Raw genomic sequence first — 19,258 nt, forward strand, 5'->3', positions numbered from 1 at the left:
CCGGCCTCCAGGGCGTCAGCCCGCGCCGGCCCCGCTCCTTCACCCGCCGTGACCCGGCCGCCGACCCTGCCCCGGACCTGGTCCAGCGCGACTTCGCCGCCGCCGCGCCGAACCGGTTGTGGGTGGCCGACATCTCGCTGATCCCGACTGATGAGGGACCGTGGTGGCTGGCCACGATCCGCGACGCCTTCTCCCGCCGGATCGTGGGCTGGCACACCTCCGAACGCGCGGACGCCGACCTGGTCCTCACCGCCCTGGAGTACGCGCTGCACGGCCGGCCTGTCGAACCCGGGAAGCTGATTCATCACAGCGACCACGGGTGCCCAGTACACGTCCATCAAGCTCACAACCCGCCTGCTGAAAGCGGGAATCGAGCCGAGCATGGGAAGCGTGGGCGACTCCTTCGACAACGCCCTCGCGGAGAACTTCTGGAGCGTCCTGAAGACCGAGTGCGTGCGCCGCACGACCTTCGAGACCCGCACGGACGCGGACCTGGCCCTGTTCGCCTATATCGACGGTTGGTACAACACCCGCCGCATCCAGAAACGACTCGGCTGGCTCAGCCCCGACGAGTACGAGGCGAAGTTCTACGCCGACCAGGCGACAGCCGAACCGGTGGCCGTCGAACCACCCACACCCGTCCTGACCAGGTAATCACCACCTCCCGCGCAGCGGGGGAAGCTCACCGGAGCTCCCGCCCGCGTCCTGGCGGCGCCGACCGGCGGCGTGCACCGGCTCAAGGACGGCCTGCTGCACCGCTGCGGCGATGGCTTCGGCCTGCTGGAATGCGGACCGGACGACTGCGTCCTGCTCCAACTGCCAGGCGGGGGAACGGTACTGCACCCCGGCGCACCACTCGGCCGCCTCGTCGCCGCTACTCACTGACCACACCCGACGGGAGCACTCTCCGCCCCTGCGGACGCCGGCTGGTGGACGCCCAACACGCGCGGTTCGCACTCGAGCCGTGCTGAACGCGCCGCCCCCGCTGTACGTCCGCGCGGCCGTACCTGCCGACCTGGACCGGCTGGCCACGCTGCGCGCCGAGGCCGCCGCCTGGATCGCCCGGCGGCACGGCTCGCGCCAGTGGTCCGACCCCTTCGACGCCACCCGCACTCTCGTCTGGATCGAACGGGGCGCCATCGTGGTGGCGCTGCTGGAGCCCGACGGTGAGCCGGTGGCCACCGTCACGGACCGGCCGACCGGGAGTCGCCTGCTCTGGACAGCATGGGAACTGGCGGACCCCGCACGGTACTTCAGCCGTTTCGTCGTCGACCGCCGGTACGCGGGCCGGGGCATCGGCGCACGCCTGACCGGCTGGGCCCGGTGGCGGGCCGCAGGCGCGGGCGCCGAGCTGGTCCGCGCCAACGCCTGGAGCGACAACGCGGACCTGCACGCCTACTACCGCACCCACGGCTGGCAGTGGGTCAGGACGGTCAGCGGCAATCGTTCCGGGGCGCTCTTCGAGATGGCCGTGGGCGGGACCCCGCTCTGCTCCGTCCATGAGCTCGGCGAGATCCCGCTGCTCCGGTGAACCGTGAGCTGCACCGGCCAGGGCCGAAGTCCCTTCACACGACACGCGGTGCGCGGGCAGGGCCCAGGGTCCCTCCTCGCCCGTGCGTTCCCCACCAGGCGCACGCGGTCCGGACCCGCCCTTGCCGGGAGGGCGGGACCGGTGAACGCGCGAGCGGCGGCTTCGCTCCGTTCGTCACCACCCGCCCGGGTGTGCCGGCCGGTCGAGCGGGTGCCGGGTGAAGAACTCCCACATGACCGCGGTCGCCGAGATCGTCTGTGTGGTGTGCCCCGGGCCGCTGGGCGCCACCGCTCCGGGCCAGGTGTGGCCGCCGCCGATGACCTGGTAGTGGGTGACTTCGGTGCCCCGGACGCACGGCGTCCAGTCGAACTCGACCACGTCCGAGCCGATGCTGCGCCGGTTTTCCGCCGAACACCGGTCCTTGTCGGTCCAGGTGCTCAGCCACTGGGCGATCGAAGGGTACTGCTCGCCGTGGCTGGTTCCCCCGTCGTAGTGGATGACCGGGTCCGCGGTGCCGTGGAACTCGAGCATCGGCACGGGCGGGCTCGTCCGGCAGCCTTGCGTCGTCTCCGGGTAGTAGGCGCCCGCGACGGGTGCGAAGGCGGCGATCCGGCGCGGCAGCCGGCAGGCGAGCAGGGCGGTGAAGCCGCCGCCGTTCGACTTGCCGGTCGCGTAGATCCGGCCCTGGTCCACGCAGAACTGCTGCTGCGTCCGGGCGAGCAGGTCCTGGACGAACCGTACGTCGTCGACGCCCGACGAGTAGGGCGCGCCTTCCCAGGACGTCTCGCCGTTGGTTCCGATGGTCCCCTCGGGGTACAGCACGATGGCGTCCAGGGCCGACAGACCGCTGTACGACTCGATCTGCGTGTCGCTCTCACCGGAACCGTGGAAGGCCAGGACCAACGGTGTCCGATCGGCGCTCCGGTAGCCGGCGGGTACGTGGACGAGGTAGCTCCGCTGCTGCCCGCCGGACGTCAGCGCCAGCGTCGCGGTCTCACCCGGAGCGACCGGCGGCGGGGTCAGACAGCCGGCCGAGGCGGGGGAAGCCGTCTGATCGACGGCCGTTCCCGGTTGTGGCACGCCGGCGGCCGCGCCGCAACAGGCGAGGCTCAGCAGCGCGGCGAGGACAGGGAGTCGCAACATGATCGGCATCTCCGTCTGTGGACTGGTCGGTACAGGTCAGTAGGCATCGCCCGCAACAGCATCCGCCGCGCCCCGGAGCAGACGACGTATTGCCCGACCCGCACTCAGCGGGTGTCGGGCATGGGCCCGGTCTCCCCGCTCGGCCGACTGGTCGACCGGATCCGTTTCTCAACCGACCACCTGTTCGTCTACCGCGAGGCAGGCTCCCAGGACCTGGCCGCCCGGCGCAGCGACATGATCCAGGTTGTTGGGTTCGTGGACCGCCGAGTCCAGTCGTGGTTCGCCTCGGTTGAGCGGGTCCACGAAGTGGTGAAGGTTCGGCCGGAGCCCGAAGTGCCCGCGTGTTGAGGCGAGGGCGAAGCGGGGCCTACTGGCCGGTGAGCGGACCTTCCTGACGGCTGGTGACCAAGGCCCGCCACCTGGTGCGCACCGTCTCCTCGCTGTCGAGCCGGCGGACGCCCGAAGGGGCCTCAGGGTGCTGGCCAGCCATGGGGTGGGCGATGTCGACGTAGTAGGCGTAGTCGCCGGCGCGGGCGAGATCACGCAGCCGGGCTGGACGGCGGCGAGCGCTGCGTCGTCGCCGCGGACGGCGTGGTGGAAGGCGGCGGCGAGTTCGAGGGCGGCCTGGGCGGCGACGATGCCGGCGGTGCGGGCTTCGGTGCGTAGGACCTCGAGTCGGTCGTCGACTCCGTCGGCGCCAGCGTCGCGGACGAGGGCGGCGGTGCGGACGGTCAGGGCGGTGGCTCGCAGGTCCAGGCCGGTGAGCAGCTGCTCGGCGAGGTCGATCTCGTCGTCGGCGACCTGCGGGTCGGTGAAGGCGAGGGTAAAGGCGCGCTGGGCCTGGGAGGTGACGCGTTCGCCGGCGACACCATGCACCTCGGCCTGGGTGCGGGCGGCAAGGTAGGCGCCGGCGGCGCGTGGCATGTCGGCGTGGGGCCGCTGGACGGTGCGGGCGCGGTGTTCGTGCTGCCGTGTACACCCTGCAGGAGCTCCAGCCGCTCGGCTACGACCAGTGGATGACCCTGGCCCCCGACGCCGCCGAGAAGGTCGCCAGCGACTCCCGCCTCAGCCCCGAAAGCCGCGGCCCGCGCGGACGCCGTCCGCTACTCGGCCCAGGGCTCGAAGCCGGTGTCGAGGACGGCGTCCAGCGAGGTGCGCAGCGCGGCGGCTTCGTCTGCGCCGAAGGCGGCCTCGAACTTCGTCTGCGCCTCCTGCCAGAGCGGCATCGCTGTGGCGAGCCGCGCCTGGCCGTCCGCGGTGATCGCGGCGATCCGCGCTCGGCGGTCGGTCGGCGAGGGTTCCACCGTCACTAGGCCCTCCCGGGCGAGCGGCTTGAGGTTCGAGGCCAGGGTCGTGCGGTCCATGGCGATCGACTCGGCGAGGCTGGTGATCGTGGTCTCGCCGCGCGTGTTCAGTACCTGCAGGATGCTGAACTGGGTGGAACGGAGTCCGGCTGCGGCGAGGGCCTTGTCGTAGGTGGCGCCGAGGTATCGCGCTGCCTTGCGGAGGGCGAGGTTGTTGCATGCGAGGGCGGTGTTCGGCGGCGCAGGTGTCATGGTCTCCTCCAGGCTTCCCCTCCAAGATAGGAGTATGTGCTCGCAGATGCGAGGGCTCCTTGCCACCCACCGAATAGGAGCATATGCTCGTATTGATCGATAGTGCACTGCTCCGCCGTACGCGGCACCCGCACCGACGCCCCACCAGGAAGCTCTGCCATGGCCACCGCCTCCACGTCCGCCCCCGAGCACACCTCCGAACCCACTCCCACCCCCGCACCCGCCGCCTCTCCCGAGCGCCGCCGCGAGACCGTCCGCCGGCCGCCGGTCCGGGCATGGCTCCAGCCGGTCGTGATCGCGCTGGTCGTCGCCGCGGCCTTCATCACCTCCTACATCGGCCTGCAGCGCGACCCGCAGCCCCACCGGGTGCCGATCGCCGTCACCGGATCCGTCCTGGCGGACCAGGTGGGCCGGGCGCTCGGCGACAGCGTCGAGGTGCACCCCGTCGCCAACGCCGCGTCCGGACGCCACGCGGTCGAGCACGGCGACGTGGTGGCCGCGCTCTCCGCCGACGGGCCCGACCGGCTCGGCCTGCAGACCGCAGGGGCCGCCGGCACGTCCACCACGACCGCCGTGGCGCGGCTGGTGAACGCCTACGCCCAGGGCGCGGCCGACCGGGTCAGCACGACGGACGTCGTACCGCTCGCACACTTCGACGCCCGCGGCGTGGCCGGCTTCTACATGGCCTTCGGCGTGACCCTGGCCGGATTCGTGCTGGGTTCGAACGCCCTCGGCCTGACCGCACAGCTGCGCCTGCGCCACCGGTTCTGGCTGCTGCTCGGCACCTCCGCCGCGATCGGCGCGGTTGGCGCGGTCATCGCCGGACCGGTCCTCGGGGCCGTGCCCGCCCCCGTCCTGCCGCTGGTGTTCACACTGTCCCTGCTGGCCGCGGCGGCGGCCTTCACCACCAAGCTACTCGGCACCTACCTCGGCCCGGTCGGCCTCCCGGTCGCGACCCTGGTACTGCTGACCATCGGCAATGCCACCAGCGGGGCCACCATCGGTGCCGACCTGTTGCCGGGCGCGGCCCGCGCCGTATCGGCGCTGCTGCCGCCGGGCGCGGCCGTCCGCGCGATCAGCGACCTGAGCTACTTCGGCGGCGCCCACCTGGCCGGCCCGGTGGTCACGCTCGCGCTCTGGGCCGCCGTCGCCGCGCTCCTGGTCGGTCTGCGCCCCCGGCTGACCCGGGGCCGGACGGCTGTCGCGGTCTGAGCGGGGCGGCCGGGCGCGTCAGCCCATTTGCGGCTCTCCTGCTTGATGTGTGGGTCAGGCTGTCGTGGGTTGGCGTCCTGGGAGGGTGGGGCGAGGGCCCGCCAGGGTGAGCATGACCAGGGCGATGACGGCGTCGGCGGAGTGGAAGCCGAAGCCTCGGCGGATGATCAGGCGGGTCTTGGTGTTGGTGGACTCGATCAGTCCGTTGGAATCCCGATCCGGCGCAGTCCGGCCAGCCGGTCGGTGTGCCGGTCGCGGTCGGCGGTGTAGCGCTCGACGATCCGGCCGACCGTGCGCCAGGTGCAGCGCAGCGGCTCGGCCGCGGCGCTCTTGGAGCACTCGGCGGCCATCCATGCGGCCTGGGCGTCGAAGGCCAGGGTGTGACCGGCGTCGTGCCGGGCCCAGGGGACGAAGGCGACGGTCGGGCCGTGTCCGCGGCAGGCGACGCGCGGGGCGTCGGCCTCCAGGAACACCCGCCGCGTCCCATGGTCCAGGTCACGCCACCGGCGCCGGCCACGTCCCCGGTCGTACAACGGCGCCGGGCGCCGGCACAGCCCGCACCGCCCACGCCGCCGCGCGTCAGGCCGTACCGACACGACCACGCACTGTTCCGATTCGTCCCAGCGGACACCCTCGACCACGGTGTTTTCGACCATCAGGGTGCGCTTCCATATGCTGAAGGCAGGCACGCCGTCTCTCTGCTTGATCTAATTTGGGCTTCGACACCTCAAGGATCACAGGGAACGGCGTGTTTCACGTCCAGCCGTAGATCAGCACACCCACACATGCGGCAGGAGAGCCCACTTTCGCGAGTACGGCCCCGCCCCGATCGACGGGGGGCAAGTGCAACACCTGCCGGCGGCCCACGTCACCCGTGCGCCCCGCCGTCTTCCACCCCGAGCCCCCAAGCCCCTGTTCGACAAGACCACGGCCGCCGTCCAGCGCCCCGCGCCCAAGCTCGACTGGACCCCGCCGGACCTCAACCAGGCCCCCACCCTCATCGCGGCCTCCTACAGCTCCGCCACCCTCCAGGCGATGCTGGCCACCCAGCCCAACGTCACCCCGACTGTCGTTGCGGCCGCTCCCGGCCCCCAGCCGGCCATCATCCCGAGCAACCCGCCGGCCCAGAGAAGCAACCCGGACAGCTGCCTCAACCACCGCCCGGCGGGCTCCGACACCGACAACAAGGACGTGACCGGAGCCGGATGGATCATGTACGGGGACATGGAGGACGTGGCGGGAAGCCCAGGCGTGAAGCGGCCCACCGGTGCCGTGGCGGGCCTGTTCGGTAAGCCGACCAGCAAGCGCGGTACGGGCGCGGACGGGGAGATCACGGGTTGGACGGAAGCCAAGCAGACCGTGACCAACGCCGGCTGGAACCTTGATGACAAGGACGCGGGACTGCTGGCTCGTTGCCATCTCATCGCTCGCGAGGTCGGAGGGCGGGGTCTGGCCAGGAGTCTCGCCCCGTGCTTCCAAAACGGTGTCAACACAACCCAGTTCGGAATGCGAGACTTTGAACAAAAAGAGGCTCTTCGCTCGCATGTGTGGGTCGGCTCGTGTCATGAGATGACGAACGCCGCACCCTGCGTAGGACCGGCAGGAACGGGGAGACCGCCGCCGATGACCGGTACATCCTGATGTACAGCGTGAAGAGTTCGGTGCCTCGTGCTCAGCATCCTGAAGTGGTCAGGAAGGTCCGTGACATGCTGGTCGGCGAGGGTCTGACCGTGAACGGGTACCGCGAGTCCGCGGACGGCAAGCCGGATGCGCTCGTCGACGCCTTCCACCCCAACAGCCGGTACTTCGCCACGGCGGAGACCTCGGGTAGCGGGGATCGCATGTACCTCGGCGTCACCACTCCGTGTTTGCTTCCGCCGTCTGAGGGGCCCTCCCCTTCCTGAGGCTGGTTCTGCAGCTCGGCGCCGGACGCTTTGGCTGGCCTGGCCGCCGTCGCGAAGGTGGTCTCCGTGCGCTGCCTCCGACGCCACCGGATGCATCCTCGTGGCACCGCCGTTTCAGCTGGTCAAAGAGGGATGACGCGGGTGCGGCGTACGACGTGGCTGGTCGTGTCGATGACGTACTCGACCAGGCCGCGTCCGTGGGGCGACCGGCACCCGAACTGGCCCGGCGCGTGGGTTGCGCTGGGCGAGGAGACCGGGCCCCTGTGCCACAGCTCCGGGGACGACGGCGACCAGGCCGCCGACCACCACCAGGTCGACCGGGCGGCGAAGTCCTCGCCCGGCCGGGACAAGGGCCCCGGCGCCGCCCCTGCGGGCACCTCCACCGGCACCTCCGTGCCCCCGGCGGCTGCCCGGCCCGTTTCCGCAGGCCAGCAGCCCCGGTCAAGGGGCCTGGGGCGTGGCGATGTCTCTTCCCCCTGCTGCTGAGGTGCGGTGGAAGCGGGGTTCGACCGAACCGGTGCGGCGCGGGGTCCTGGTGTCGCTCGGCCTGTTCCAGCGCGCCACCGCTCGTGAGCTCTGGCATCTGGTCCTGCCCAGGCAGCGGAACGACAAGGCCACCCGCGACGCCCTGGTCGACCTGGAGGTCGCCGGGAGGGTGCGGGAGGAGCTGCGCCTGCTGGACAACCGCAAGCTGTGGACCCTGACCGCAGCCGGCCGCCGGGAGGCCGTAGGGCTGCTCCCGGCCGGAGCGAAGCTCGCGGCGCTGCGCCCCGAGCGCGACGGCCAGGGCACGGCGTTCTCCGAGCACACCCTGGACGTCGTCGCCACCGCCGGGCGGCCCCAGAAGCCGCCAGGCCGCCTCCACACCACCCGGCCGCCGCCGTTTCCTCCAACGCAGCGGGCACAGGCGGGCAGAAACGGCCTGGAGCGCTTTGCGGCAGGCACCGGGCCCGCCCGGGGGCCAGCGCCAGTCGAGCCCAAGTGCAGCAAGTGCAGCGAGCTGGTCGGTCGAGCTGCTCCCCACTGAGCCTGGCCCGGCGGGTCTTGGCCTTGGAGATCCACACGCCCACCCAGCGGCTGTCCACTGTGAGCAGGCGTACGCCCGCTCACAGGTGCTTGGTGCGCGAGCGGTCCTCACCCGTTCGGGCGATAGGCCCTGGAGTGGGCGATTCCTACCTTGTCAGAGGCATATCCCATCGCCTTCGTTCGGGAGGAACCATGTCAACGCTGCGTACCAGCCTCACCGGCATCGCGGCGCTGCTGCTCGTGGGCGCCACGACAGCGGCAGCCACGCAGAGCGACGCGAAGGCGACCCCGGCCGCACCGGCTGCGGACAGCGGGATCGCGAAGCTGCACACGATCGTTAACCTGCCGTCCGGCAGGTGGACCGACACTCCGTTGGAGGTCACGCTTCCCCGGGCCGGCACGTACGAGCTCGACGCGGACGTCCGCGGACGCCTCGCGGGCAATCCCTCGCTCAACGTCTACATGAGCGCGCGGCTGTGGAACGTCACGGCCGCCGCCGAGGTGCCGGAGAGCGAGCGGCTCGTCTACCAGATCATCAACGGGAACCCGGGCACCGCAAAGGCGGGCGGCAACCAGACCGCGCCGATCAGCGAGCTGATCAGGGTCAGCGGGCCGACAACGATCCGGCTGCAGGCCCAGGAGATCAACGCCGTCGGGGCGGCCACCGTCGCACAGGTCTACTCCGATGGCGTTGGCTTCACCGCGCTCCGCTACGACCGGGTCGGCCCCTGATATCGGCGCTTCCCGATCGAGCACCGCCCAGGCGGGCGGCAGCCAGCCCCGCGCTCCGATTCGGTGTTTCGTGGGTAATCGCCTGTGAAACACCGCGGCGGCCTTCCGCCGGTCCGGCGAACCCGGTGCCGCTGCACCGTCTGCTCGCCTACCTCGCCGCCAGCAGCACCGTCGACGGCCCCGCCAACCGCACCGGCCTGGGCGACGACTCGGCCTTCCGGCCCGGTACCTGGCTGCGCAAGCAGGACAAGGCCCGCACCGACGGGAAGCTGACCGACCGGCAGACCGCGCTCCTGGACGCGCTCCACCGGCACGTCGAGATCGTCGCGGGCTGACCTGCCCTGTACACCCCGCCGTCCCGGCGCCGCGCACCAGCGGCGAGTCGAGGACCGGGAGGCCCAGGTCCGGCTGTGGCGGCAGCCGGGCGATGGGGCAGGATTGGCAGTCCGTTCGGATCCGAGCATCCGATCCAGCGCAGCTGCACACAACACGACCTGACAGGCGACAAGGTGACGACACAGCACGTACGGCGGCCGACGATGGCCCTTTGCCTCGCCCTCCAGGCTGCGGGGGCGGGACGGTGACCCGGGACCTGGTCCTGCACGACTGGGTGGTGGCCGGCATCGCGCTGGCCTCCGGCTGTGTGGCCGGTCTGGTGCTGCGGGCTCTGATGAAATGGCTGGGCAAGCACGCCAGCAGGACCAAGTGGAGCGGGGACGACATCGTCGTCGACGCGTTGCGCACCATCGTCCCCTGGGCGGCCGTGGTCGCCGGGGCCGAGGTGGCTGCTTCGGCCCTGCCACTCACTGCGCGGATCGGGGGGCTGGTCGGCCAGTCGCTGACGGCGGTGCTCATCGTCATCGCGACGCTCAGCGCGGCCCGGGTGGTGGCCGGGCTGGTGCAGTCGGTGGCCGCGTCCCGCACGGGCGTCGCGGCGTCCGCGTCCATCTTCGTCAACATCACCCGGGTCGTGGTGCTGTCGATGGGCGTCCTCGTGGCCCTGGAGACCCTCGGGGTGTCCATCGCCCCACTGGTCACTGCCCTCGGGGTGGGCGGTCTCGCGGTCGCGCTGGCGTTGCAGGACACCCTCGCCAACCTCTTCGCGGGTGTGCACATCCTCGCTTCGAAGACGGTCCAGCCGGGTGACTACATCCGGCTCACCAGCGGGGAGGAAGGATACGTCGTCGACATCAACTGGCGCAACAGCGTGGTGCGCAACCTGTCGAACAACCTGGTGATCATCCCCAACGGCCGCTTGGCGCGGACGAACATGACGAACTACTCCCAGCCCGAGCAGAAGCTGTCGATCCTGGTCCAGGTCGGGGTCGGCTACGACAGCGACCTGGAGCACGTGGAGAGGGTCACCCTCGATGTCGTCGACAGCGTGATGGCCGACGTCAGCGGTGGCGTGCCCGACCACGAGGCCGCCGTCCGTTTCCACACCTTCGCGGACTCCAGGATCAACTTCACGGTGATCCTGGGCGTCGGTGAGTTCAGCGACCAGTACCGGATCAAGCACGAGTTCATCAAGCGCCTGCACCAGCGGTACCGGACGGAGGGCATCTCGATCCCCGCGCCCACACGCACGGTCTCGCTCCAGCAGGACGGGCCTGGCGCACCGTCGTCCCTCCCGCCGGTTCCGCACCAGTGGGAAGAGTCGTCCGAGGTGCTGTCGGACCGGCGGCGGTAGCCGGCGCGGGGGAAGAGGGGATACCAGTCGCTGGGTGCCCGGTTGCTGGTAATGATCAGCGAGCGTCCCTGGCGTTCGGAGACAAGTTCGTAGAGGTCATCGGCCTGGGCGGTGGTCAGCTGGCGCATCGCGAAGTCGTCGAGGATCAGCACGTCGGGGCCCGTCGTCCACGCCGAGACGTGGAAGGCCGGCGCGACGCTGCACGCCGCCCGCTCCCGGGGCCCCAACAGTATGATCATCGCCGCGAACCGGCGGAGGGCCGGAGCGACGGGGGAGAGGGACGGATGCTGGCGTGGTGGCGCAACCGGTCGCGGAGCCGTGCCGACTCCCTGGCCGCCAAGGCGAACCGCCTCGCGGCCGACGGGCTGTGGGTTAGGGCCGAAGCCGCCCTGCGGCAGGTCGTCCGGCTGCGCACCGACGAGCTGGGCCCGCAGGCGCCGGCCACCCTGGCCGCGCGCGGCGAACTGGCGGCGGCCCTGGCCGCGTTGAGGCGGTACGAGGAGGCCGAGGACGAGCTACGGGCCGGGCGGGCGGCGGCTGCCGGGCCGCGTTGGGTGGACGGCTGCTCGACGTTGACCGTTGCGGCGGACTGATCGACGGCATCATCACCCTCCACGACCCACCCAGCCGACGAACCCCCACCCGTTGCTCCACTCACCGCCTGCCGCCCTAGGCCTTCCCCTGCTGGACACCACCGCTCGCTACGCGTGCCCGGCGGACGCCGGCCCGCACCTCCTGGCCACACCCGACTCCACGCTGCGCCGCCAGCCTGATCAACGACCTGACCACCCCGCCCGCGAGGGCCCCGACCGGAGGACATGCGCAAGAGCCGGGCAGACGAGCGGACACCCGTGCCTCCAGCCGGCCACCTGGCACGACGACTGAAGCGATCCCTCGGGAATCAGATCGATGGATCCAGGCTCAGGCCGTGCGCGTTCGTACTCCTCACCAGCCGTCGAACGCAAAGGTGTTGAGTGTGACCGGTGCGGGTGATCTTCGGGAGACCGGCGTTGCGGCGTGCGGTGGTCGGGCGTTGCTTGGGCGATGTCCCAACTGCCTTCGTCAGGAGAAAACGTGAGTCCCGCTGAGAGCCGGTCCGGCGAGTCGAGCGCCGTTCTTGGGCAGCCCCGACCGGGGAGGCGTGCCCTCCTCGGGTCGGCCGCCGCGGCCGCGGTCGGCCTCGGCACCCGGGGCGCGGCGGCCACGGTGCCCGCGTACGCGCCGAGCGTCGGCCCGGTGGCCGACGAGGCGGTCAGCCGCGCGCTGGCCCGCGAGATGCTCATGGCCGGTGCGGACGAGCAGACCGACCTGACCCTCGAATATCTGCGCATCCTGATCGACGCCCAACTGCCGCCCCGAACTGACCGGAAGCGGGTGCTGGTGGTGGGTGCGGGCGTCGCCGGGCTGACCGTCGCGACGCTGCTCAAGCAGGCCGGTCACGAGGTGACCGTCATCGAGGCCAACGCCAACCGGGTCGGCGGGCGGATCAAGACCTTCCGCGGCATCTTCGCCGACCCCCGGCTGCACGCCGAGGCCGGCGCCATGCGCCTGCCCGACTTCCACCCGCTCGTCCTGGCGCTCGCCGACAAACTCGGTCTGAAGCGGCGGCTGTTCTACAACGCCGACGTCGTGCCGGGCGCCGGCCCGACCGGCGCCGTTCCGCCGGTGAAGTACCGCTCGTTCACCGGGGAGACCTGGAGCAACGGACCGGACCGGACGTTCACCCCGCCCGAGGCCTGCTTCCGCAGTCTGATCTACGTCAACGGCACCCGGACCACCCGCGCCGCGTACTCCCAGTCCCCGGCGGTGGTCAATCGTTCGTTCGGCGCCCGGTTCGACTCCACCACCGCCAGTGCCCTCGACAAGGCGTTCGAGGGGGTATCGGTCCGGGACGGTGACATCCGCCACCGGCTGGACGCCTGGACCCACATCTTCTCCACCTACGGCTACCACTCCACCCGCCGCTTCCTGCGCGAGGAAGCCGGCTGGGACACGGCGTCCGTCCAGGCCGCCGGCACCCTGGAGAACCTCACCTCCCGGCTGCACTACTCGTTGATCCCCACCCTGATCGACCACGCGGTGATCAGCCCCACCAACCGCTACTGGGAACTGGAGGGCGGCACCGCCATGCTCACCGACGCGCTGGCCGCCCCGCTCCGGGACGACCTGCGCCTCGGTCACCGGATGACCCGCCTGGTGCAGGACGCCGGCAAGGTCACCATCGAGACGGTCGCGGAGAGCGGCGACGAGGAGTCTTGCGACGGCGCTCCCGTCGCTCCCGCCGAGACCTTCGAGGGCGACTACGCGATCGTCACGCTCCCGTTCAGCGCGCTGCGGTTCTGCCGGATCGAGCCCCTGATGTCCTACCCCAAGCGCCGAGCCGTCGCTGAGCTGCACTACGACTCGGCCACCAAGGTCCTGCTTGAGTTCCACCACCGGTTCTGGGAGGAGGGCCTGGACGGCTTCACCGGCGGCGGCTGCGTCAGCGACAGCCCCAGCCGCTTCACCTACTTCCCCTCGCATGCGCCGAAGGGCTCCTCGGGGGGCGTGGTGCTCGCCTCGTACACCTGGTCGGACGACGCGGCGCGCTGGGACTCGCTCACCCCGGGCGAGCGGTATGCCTTCGCCCTCGACGACCTGGAGCGGCTCTTGGGGCCTCGTGTGCGGAGGGAATTCACCGGAGTCGGCGCCACCCAGTCCTGGGCACGCGCTCGGTATGCCCTCGGTGAGGCCGCCATCGTCACCCCCGGTCAGCTGCACGAGCTCCACCCGGCCACCCAGACCCCGGAGGGCCGCGTCCACTTCGCCGGCGAGCACACCAGCCTCAAGCCGGCCTGGATCGAGGGCGCCCTCGAATCGGCGGTCCGCACCTTCCTGGAGGTCCACCACCGCTGAGCGAGAACCGGTGCTGCTGTCCGTCGGACGCCGCGCCTTCGGCGGTGCCTGGACCTGCGCCACGGTCCACAACCAGCAGGGCGGGGCCCGGGTGCTGCCGAACGAGGGCCAGAAAGGACAGCTGCAGCTCACCTGGTGGCCTCTGGTCCGGCCGGGTCAGCAGAATGATCGGGCGACCCGCGACGCCGTGCTCCTGGAGGCCTGAAGGGTGTCTTTACTGCCGTACGGTGGCTGAGCAGCGGCTTTGCAAGCGGTCACCTCACGGGCATGATCGCGGTTCGTGGGTCTGCGACTGCTGTACTTGATCTTCTGCCGGGTATTGGACTGGCTGACACTACTGGGGCACTCGTCAGCTGCGAGAAACGCCGAGATCCTCGTCCTGCGTCACGAGGTCGCCTTGCTCCGCCCGTAGTGCTCCAAAATCGCTTCACTGCGGCTGACCTCGGACGATGCGCCAGCCGCTGACTGGGCATGATCAGGCTCGTGCTCGTACGGATGACCTACCTGCTCGCTACCCGAGTCTTCGCATGGCTGGCCCTGCTCTGCAGGTCCACCGCGGCCAAGAACGCGGAGATACTCATCCTGCGGCACGAGGTCACGGTGCTGCGCCGACAGGTCGCCGTTCCAAGACCCGGCTGGTCGGACCGGGCGTTGCTGGCCGCGCTCGCCCGACTTCTGCCCCAAGCACTGCGAGGCCGCCGGATCGTCTCACCGCGCACGCTCCTCGCCTGGCACCGGCGTCTGATCAAGAAGAAGTGGAGCCAGCCACCCGCTCCGGGCCGCCCGCATATCCCTGACGAGCTGCGCGACCTGATCGTCCGACTCGGCACCGAGAACCCTCGGTGGGGATTCCGGCGCGTGCACGGGGAGCCGGCCGGCCTCAATGAAGTTTTCCGTAATTGGGATCACCCTCCTTGGTCCCCTGACCGTCGGCAGCTCTCTGTCTCTCATCTGCGACGAGGAGAGTGATCGTGGTTCAGAACCAAGCGACCCACCGGCGCCGGCGCAGGCCTCGGCGTCCTCTCGCCCTGGTGGTGGCGGCGGTGGCGGCGGGAGCCGTCGTCGTCGGGATCGGTGCGGCGAGCGGCTCGTTCGAATCCCACCCGGCAGCTCGCACAACCACGCTCGGATCATGCAGTTGATGGCGAAGACCCTGGGCTCAGTCAGGACTCCGAACGACACCGGCAAGGCGCCCGCGATCCACCACGGCAGCTGCCGGCCGCTCAAGCCCTGCCGATCACGAAGTCAGTACCCTCGACCCGTGATTGATCACGGCATCGCGCTGCCCTACTACCGCCTGCACGTCGTTCCTGCAGTCGTGGCTCTCGCAAGCCCGACTTGGCAACAGGAGGTCCGGCTTGACCCAGACCAGTTCGAGAATCTCGACTACGTGGTGCACGTCCTGTTCGACGACTTCTGCAATGCGGAGGATCCGCTGCCCTGGCTGGGGCAAAGCCTTCGCACCCACGAGGAGGTGTCGCTGATGGCGCGCCTCGGCGCCGCCTACGGCAGGGTGCAGAGCTCGGTTGGCGCCGATGCCGGCGACGAGATCTTCCTTCAATCGCCAGGCTGGCCCGATGTCGTGGCCACCGCAGCACGGCTGGCACAGGTGCTGGTCAGCAACGACCATGCTGCCCTCGGCAAGCTGCACGAGGCCGGGCATCGCTGGCCGCCATCCACCGAGGCGGCTATGCCAGAGGCGTCGCGGCAGCACACCGAACCATGAACGCAGCCAGACCCGACACCTGGAGTGACTCGCATCACATCAAGCGGCGCGGAATGCAACACCAGCGACAACGAACGCGGCGAACCACTCATCGGGACTCCGCTGTTCAATAGCAACACGAAGTCATCCGCACACGGCCTCTGCGGACACAAGCCACAGTTGCGCGATGTCCCTGCTCCAGGCCGGTGTCGACACCACAGTGATCGCGCTCTGGCTCGGCCACGCCGGCGTCCGCTCCACCGACGCCTACGTCCACGCCGACATGACCATCAAGGAGAAGGCACTCTCCCTGACCGCACCGGTCACCGCGCGCCCCGGGCGCTACCAGCCCACCGACAAGGTCCTCGCGTTCCTCGATCGCCTGTGATCGTGAGCCGAGCTGGCAGTGACAGTCCGCTTCGATAGCCTGCGGCGATGGCTGATGATTCGTTGAAGTTCCTGATCGATGCCGATCACGGGCAGTTCGATGTCCAAGATCTTGAGCCCTATGACGCGTGGATGGCTGAACACGCAACGGACCCGAACCTCCCGCCAGCCGGCTGGACCGAGGAAGCAGTCCACATTCACCGCATCGGGGTGGAACCGCACTCGATCTCCGTCGGCACCGCGCGGGACGACATGGTCGAATCGCTGATTACCGTCCACGCGTTCGCGCCCATGGTCGAGCCGACGGCTGAGCACATCGTGGAGGTGGACCTGGCTGCCCCGACTGGCCAACTCGCCGTCTCCAGCCCAGGAGTCCACCCGGAGGACGGGCCAAGCACGACCGTCCCCGCAGGGCTGTTGCGAGCCCGTGTCTCTTACATCCCCTCTGCCCCACCGGCCGTCGACACCAACGGCGGCCCCGGCGATCACTTTCTCTACCAGATCGACCTCTGGCCCACCGACCAGACGCGCGCGCTCGCCGTCCTCAAGCAGGGACCGAACCCCTGGGCCGGATAGCCCCTCCCCGCCGTCGACTATGCCGAGCAGAACAGCCGTCAAAGCTGCCCACGATCATGCTCGCCCACATCCTTCTCGGCATAGTCGCGGTCTCGGCATAGATCGATCACGATCAGCGGGTAGCGGCCGAGCTTGACGAGTTCGTCCTGGAGCCGGCCGGCGTGGTGGGCGGCGGCCAGGCGGTCGACCCACTGGGCTGCGGTGGCGAAGGCGACTCGGTGGCCGGCCTGGCAGGCGCGGATGGCGAGTCCGGTGGCCAGGTGTGTCTTGCCGGTGCCCGGCGGTCCCAGGAAGATCGCGTTCTCCCGGGCGGCTATGAAGTCCAGTGTGCCCAGATGTGCGAGTTGCTGGCGCGTCAGCCCGCGCAGGTGGGCGAGGTCGAGGTCCTCGAGTGTCTTGATGGCGGGGAAGCGGGCGGCTCGGATGCGGCCCTCTCCGCCGTGGCTGTCGCGGGCGGAGACCTCGCGCTGCAGGCAGGCGACGAGGTATTCGAGGTGGGTCCAGGACTCGGCCTGGGCGCGTTCGGCCAGGCGCTCGGCGGCGTCCAGCAGGGCGGGGGCCTTCAGCGCTCGGGCGAGGAAGGCGAGGTCGGCGGCGGTCTGCCGGCCGGTGCGGGCGGCGCGTGCCTCGGGTGGACGGTCGCTCTTGGCGGTGGTGGTGCTCTGCTTGGCAGGGGCGGTGGTCGGGGTCATCAGGGATCCTCCTTGCCGGCTCCGCCCTCAATGAGGGTGAAGATGCGGTCATAGGTGGCCAGCTCGCGCTGCTCGACCTCGATACCGAGGCCGTCGGGCGCCAAGAGCGCGGCCTGGGCGGTGCGCGCGCGGGCGGCCCGTTGCTGCCAGACCTCCTCGCGCAGGTGCCGGGCCGCGGCGGCGTGCTCGGGGTCGGTGATCGACTGGTGACGGGCCCAGCAGCGGGCATGGCGGGCCACCACCTCCTCGCCGCAGGTCACGGCGATCTCCTCGGTGTCGGCGCGGACGGTGACGAGGCGGCCGATCGCACGGGGATGGACGGAGTAGTCGTTGGTGTCCACGCGGATGTAGTGGTCGCGGCCCAGGCGGGTGCGAAGCGGCCACCAGGTCGGCGGGTCGACGGGTGGGATGGCCAGCATGGCCGCCCGGTCCGTCTCCCAACGGTCGAGGGGCCGGGCGTCGATCGTGCGGTGCCGGCGACGGTTGGCGTTCTGCAGCCAGGCGGTCAGCTGGGTGTTGAAGTCGCCCGGGCCGGCGAAGGTCCGGCCGGGCAGGAAGCTGGTCTCCAGGTATCCGTTGGCCCGCTCGACCAGGCCTTTCGCCTCCGGATCCCGGGGTCGGCAGAAGTGGATCCTGGTGGCGAGCAGGCCCGCCAGGGCGGCGAACTCGCTGGTCGGCCGGCCCCTGCCGACGTCCGGCTCGTTGTCCCAGACCAGCGTCTTCGGGACGGCGCCCCAGCCGGTCAGCAGCCGCCAGTGTCCGTCGATCAGATCGTTGGTCTGTCGCGAGGGCAGCATCCTGGCGGTGATCATCCTGGAGTAACCGGAGACGACGACCAGCACCGGCGGACGGCCGCTCTGGCCGTAGCCGAGCGGGATGTCCGCCTCCGGGAACCACAGGTCGCACTGTGCCAGCTCGCCAGGTTCGTAGACCGTCCGCGAGATGGGGTCGACGGGAAGGTAGGCCGGCCGCAGCTCGCGCACCCGCTCCCGCAGGATCGTCAGCCCCCGATCCCAGCCGATCCGCTCGGCGATCACCGTGGTCGGCATGGTCGGCGTCTGCCGCAGCAACTCGCGGACCGCCGGCTCCACGGCGTCCACCGCCGAGCCCTTCAACGCCCGCTGGTAGACCGGCGGCCGGTCCGAGCCCAGGGCCCGCGTCACCGTGCCCCGGGAGATCCCCAGCTGCCGGGCCACCGCCCGCGCAGACAACCCCTCGGCTCGATGCAGCCGACGGATCTCAGCCCAGTCCTCCACCCCGATCACCTCTTTCCTCCTGACTCCCGTACCAGTGAAGTCAGGATGATCAAGAGATCACGAAGTGACCCGCTTTTGATCCGCTGTCCGTGGTCCTCGTTTCACCCGCTGCCGACAGCCCCTGCCCCAGCTGCCGCCGTCCGTAACCGCCGTGCCGTGGTCGTGGGGGTTCTGTACGGGTGCTCGTATGGCCGCCGGAACCCGCGTTTTGAGTGCGTTCCTGGTTCTGTACGGGTGCGTGTGCAGCGGACGGCGCCGGTGTTGCTGTCCTGTTCGTTCTCGCTGGTCAGGGGCTAGATGGTGGGGTGCTCACCATGCTGACTTACCTTCCTGGGCCCCGTGCTGCTGGTGGTGGGAGGGTTGGGGGCTGGTTGGTGTGGTCGGGCGCTGCGCTGGGCTTCCTCTCTTCGCGTCCGGCTGGTGCCGGCCGCTCGGTGGTGGGTGGGAGACGGCTGGGACAGCCGCTTTCGTGCCCGTTCTACGACCACCAGTCGTCTTACTGGTGTGGGTCCGTGAACAGGTGGGTGCTGCGGCCTGTGTCGATCAGCTGGGTCCACTCCTGGTGGAGCATGCCCGCCAGCGAGTCGTAGCCGCGTCGGCGGAACTCGCGCTCGACGGCCGCGGGGTCCCATTGCGCGCTGCCGGTGTGGAAGTCGAAGCGGACGTCGTCGGTCGCGGTCTCCAGCACGGTGACGTGCCAGCTCCCGCCGGGCGTGCGGGAGGGGTAGGCGAGGGCCAGCAGCTGGGCGCCGGCCTCGCGGGCGGTGCGCAGGGCCGCGTGGACGGGCGCGTTCAGCTCCGCGACGGGGGTGGACGGGTCAGGCAGGTAGCGGCTCATGTCATCGCTCCACGGGTCGTCGGAGGTTTCCCCCGGAACGTGGACACCCTGGACACTTGGATCGTGATGATCCGGAGAACAGGAGTTCCCGTTGGGGACGTACAAGTACTCGGCT

At 70.6% G+C, this 19,258-nt stretch carries 22 protein-coding genes and 4 pseudogenes; 17 read left to right on the forward strand and 9 right to left on the reverse strand.

What is annotated here, in order from left to right; genetic code table 11:
* Window positions 1–77: 77 nt before the first annotated feature.
* Together ACFVWU_RS39610 and ACFVWU_RS39615 are read left to right on the forward strand one after the other, a co-directional pair.
* A pseudogene (locus ACFVWU_RS39610) lies at window positions 78–308 on the forward strand (DDE-type integrase/transposase/recombinase); the annotation flags it as partial.
* 61 nt (window positions 309–369) lie between these two features.
* Complete coding sequence (locus tag ACFVWU_RS39615) at window positions 370–654, forward strand: transposase (protein ID WP_387630370.1); 285 nt, start codon at window positions 370–372, stop codon at window positions 652–654.
* Here ACFVWU_RS39615 and ACFVWU_RS39620 read toward each other — a convergent pair whose 3' ends face one another.
* The gene (locus tag ACFVWU_RS39620) at window positions 655–882 is read right to left on the reverse strand and encodes a hypothetical protein (RefSeq protein ID WP_387630371.1); all 228 of its coding nucleotides are present in this window, start codon (window positions 880–882) and stop codon (window positions 655–657) included. It abuts the gene before it with no gap.
* Window positions 883–964: 82 nt separating this feature from the next.
* Between ACFVWU_RS39620 and ACFVWU_RS39625 the strand changes: the two genes are divergently transcribed.
* Entirely contained in the window at window positions 965–1,531 is a 567-nt protein-coding gene (locus ACFVWU_RS39625) for a GNAT family N-acetyltransferase (RefSeq protein WP_387630329.1), read from the forward strand.
* A 174-nt stretch (window positions 1,532–1,705) separates the two neighbouring features.
* Here ACFVWU_RS39625 and ACFVWU_RS39630 read toward each other — a convergent pair whose 3' ends face one another.
* The 3 genes from ACFVWU_RS39630 to ACFVWU_RS39640 form a co-directional block, all read right to left on the reverse strand.
* Window positions 1,706–2,674, reverse strand: coding sequence for an alpha/beta hydrolase family esterase (locus ACFVWU_RS39630; protein ID WP_387630332.1), 969 nt, complete (start codon window positions 2,672–2,674; stop codon window positions 1,706–1,708).
* A 168-nt stretch (window positions 2,675–2,842) separates the two neighbouring features.
* Window positions 2,843–3,598: a hypothetical protein gene (locus ACFVWU_RS39635; RefSeq protein ID WP_387630335.1), complete on the reverse strand. Its 756-nt coding sequence runs from the start codon at window positions 3,596–3,598 to the stop codon at window positions 2,843–2,845.
* Between the two features lie 179 nt (window positions 3,599–3,777).
* Window positions 3,778–4,230, reverse strand: a complete 453-nt coding sequence (locus ACFVWU_RS39640) for a MarR family winged helix-turn-helix transcriptional regulator (RefSeq protein WP_387630338.1) — start codon at window positions 4,228–4,230, stop codon at window positions 3,778–3,780.
* A gap of 159 nt (window positions 4,231–4,389) precedes the next feature.
* Between ACFVWU_RS39640 and ACFVWU_RS39645 the strand changes: the two genes are divergently transcribed.
* Window positions 4,390–5,442: a hypothetical protein gene (locus ACFVWU_RS39645; protein ID WP_387630340.1), complete on the forward strand. Its 1,053-nt coding sequence runs from the start codon at window positions 4,390–4,392 to the stop codon at window positions 5,440–5,442.
* 209 nt (window positions 5,443–5,651) lie between these two features.
* On the opposite strand, the pseudogene ACFVWU_RS39650 reads toward ACFVWU_RS39645, so the two are convergent.
* Window positions 5,652–6,098, reverse strand: a pseudogene (locus tag ACFVWU_RS39650) (transposase family protein); the annotation flags it as partial.
* A 379-nt stretch (window positions 6,099–6,477) separates the two neighbouring features.
* Here ACFVWU_RS39650 and ACFVWU_RS39655 point away from each other — a divergent pair.
* From ACFVWU_RS39655 to ACFVWU_RS39680, 6 genes are all read left to right on the forward strand, one after another.
* Entirely contained in the window at window positions 6,478–7,083 is a 606-nt protein-coding gene (locus ACFVWU_RS39655) for a hypothetical protein (RefSeq protein ID WP_387630342.1), read from the forward strand.
* Window positions 7,084–7,148: 65 nt separating this feature from the next.
* Window positions 7,149–7,346 (forward strand): hypothetical protein, encoded by a 198-nt coding sequence (locus ACFVWU_RS39660; RefSeq protein ID WP_387630343.1) that lies wholly within the window; start codon window positions 7,149–7,151, stop codon window positions 7,344–7,346.
* A 457-nt stretch (window positions 7,347–7,803) separates the two neighbouring features.
* Window positions 7,804–8,373 (forward strand): hypothetical protein, encoded by a 570-nt coding sequence (locus tag ACFVWU_RS39665; protein ID WP_387630344.1) that lies wholly within the window; start codon window positions 7,804–7,806, stop codon window positions 8,371–8,373.
* Window positions 8,374–8,564: 191 nt separating this feature from the next.
* Window positions 8,565–9,104 carry a hypothetical protein gene (locus tag ACFVWU_RS39670; RefSeq protein ID WP_387630345.1) on the forward strand — a complete coding sequence of 180 codons (540 nt, stop codon included), beginning with the start codon at window positions 8,565–8,567 and terminating at the stop codon, window positions 9,102–9,104.
* A gap of 125 nt (window positions 9,105–9,229) precedes the next feature.
* The gene (locus ACFVWU_RS39675) at window positions 9,230–9,439 is read left to right on the forward strand and encodes a helicase associated domain-containing protein (RefSeq protein ID WP_387630348.1); all 210 of its coding nucleotides are present in this window, start codon (window positions 9,230–9,232) and stop codon (window positions 9,437–9,439) included.
* A 245-nt stretch (window positions 9,440–9,684) separates the two neighbouring features.
* Window positions 9,685–10,794 (forward strand): mechanosensitive ion channel family protein, encoded by a 1,110-nt coding sequence (locus tag ACFVWU_RS39680; protein ID WP_387630349.1) that lies wholly within the window; start codon window positions 9,685–9,687, stop codon window positions 10,792–10,794.
* 23 nt (window positions 10,795–10,817) lie between these two features.
* On the opposite strand, the pseudogene ACFVWU_RS39685 reads toward ACFVWU_RS39680, so the two are convergent.
* Window positions 10,818–11,033: pseudogene (locus tag ACFVWU_RS39685) on the reverse strand (ATP-binding protein); the annotation flags it as partial.
* A 45-nt stretch (window positions 11,034–11,078) separates the two neighbouring features.
* Between ACFVWU_RS39685 and ACFVWU_RS39690 the strand changes: the two are divergent.
* The 7 genes and pseudogenes from ACFVWU_RS39690 (at window position 11,079) to ACFVWU_RS39720 (ending at window position 16,357) form a co-directional block, all read left to right on the forward strand.
* On the forward strand, window positions 11,079–11,387 hold the full coding sequence (locus ACFVWU_RS39690; protein ID WP_387630352.1) for a hypothetical protein: 309 nt from the start codon (window positions 11,079–11,081) through the stop codon (window positions 11,385–11,387).
* Between the two features lie 481 nt (window positions 11,388–11,868).
* Window positions 11,869–13,689, forward strand: a complete 1,821-nt coding sequence (locus ACFVWU_RS39695) for an FAD-dependent oxidoreductase (protein WP_387630354.1) — start codon at window positions 11,869–11,871, stop codon at window positions 13,687–13,689.
* A gap of 10 nt (window positions 13,690–13,699) precedes the next feature.
* A complete protein-coding gene (locus ACFVWU_RS39700; protein WP_387630355.1) occupies window positions 13,700–13,894 on the forward strand; it encodes a hypothetical protein in 195 nt (64 codons plus the stop codon).
* Window positions 13,895–14,184: 290 nt separating this feature from the next.
* Window positions 14,185–14,658: a helix-turn-helix domain-containing protein gene (locus tag ACFVWU_RS39705; protein ID WP_387630356.1), complete on the forward strand. Its 474-nt coding sequence runs from the start codon at window positions 14,185–14,187 to the stop codon at window positions 14,656–14,658.
* A gap of 172 nt (window positions 14,659–14,830) precedes the next feature.
* Window positions 14,831–15,415 (forward strand): hypothetical protein, encoded by a 585-nt coding sequence (locus ACFVWU_RS39710; RefSeq protein WP_387630359.1) that lies wholly within the window; start codon window positions 14,831–14,833, stop codon window positions 15,413–15,415.
* An 88-nt stretch (window positions 15,416–15,503) separates the two neighbouring features.
* Window positions 15,504–15,782: pseudogene (locus ACFVWU_RS39715) on the forward strand (tyrosine-type recombinase/integrase); the annotation flags it as partial.
* 47 nt (window positions 15,783–15,829) lie between these two features.
* Complete coding sequence (locus tag ACFVWU_RS39720; RefSeq protein WP_387630362.1) at window positions 15,830–16,357, forward strand: hypothetical protein; 528 nt, start codon at window positions 15,830–15,832, stop codon at window positions 16,355–16,357.
* A gap of 38 nt (window positions 16,358–16,395) precedes the next feature.
* Here ACFVWU_RS39720 and ACFVWU_RS39725 read toward each other — a convergent pair whose 3' ends face one another.
* The 3 genes from ACFVWU_RS39725 to ACFVWU_RS39735 form a co-directional block, all read right to left on the reverse strand.
* Entirely contained in the window at window positions 16,396–17,049 is a 654-nt protein-coding gene (locus ACFVWU_RS39725; protein WP_387630364.1) for an ATP-binding protein, read from the reverse strand.
* Complete coding sequence (gene istA / locus ACFVWU_RS39730) at window positions 17,049–18,314, reverse strand: IS21 family transposase (RefSeq protein WP_387630366.1); 1,266 nt, start codon at window positions 18,312–18,314, stop codon at window positions 17,049–17,051. Before istA ends, ACFVWU_RS39725 begins: the two co-directional genes overlap by 1 nt.
* A gap of 487 nt (window positions 18,315–18,801) precedes the next feature.
* Window positions 18,802–19,143 (reverse strand): hypothetical protein, encoded by a 342-nt coding sequence (locus tag ACFVWU_RS39735; RefSeq protein ID WP_387630369.1) that lies wholly within the window; start codon window positions 19,141–19,143, stop codon window positions 18,802–18,804.
* Window positions 19,144–19,258 lie beyond the last annotated feature (115 nt).

The organism is Kitasatospora sp. NPDC058190 (assembly GCF_042883685.1).
Taxonomy (GTDB): domain Bacteria; phylum Actinomycetota; class Actinomycetes; order Streptomycetales; family Streptomycetaceae; genus Kitasatospora.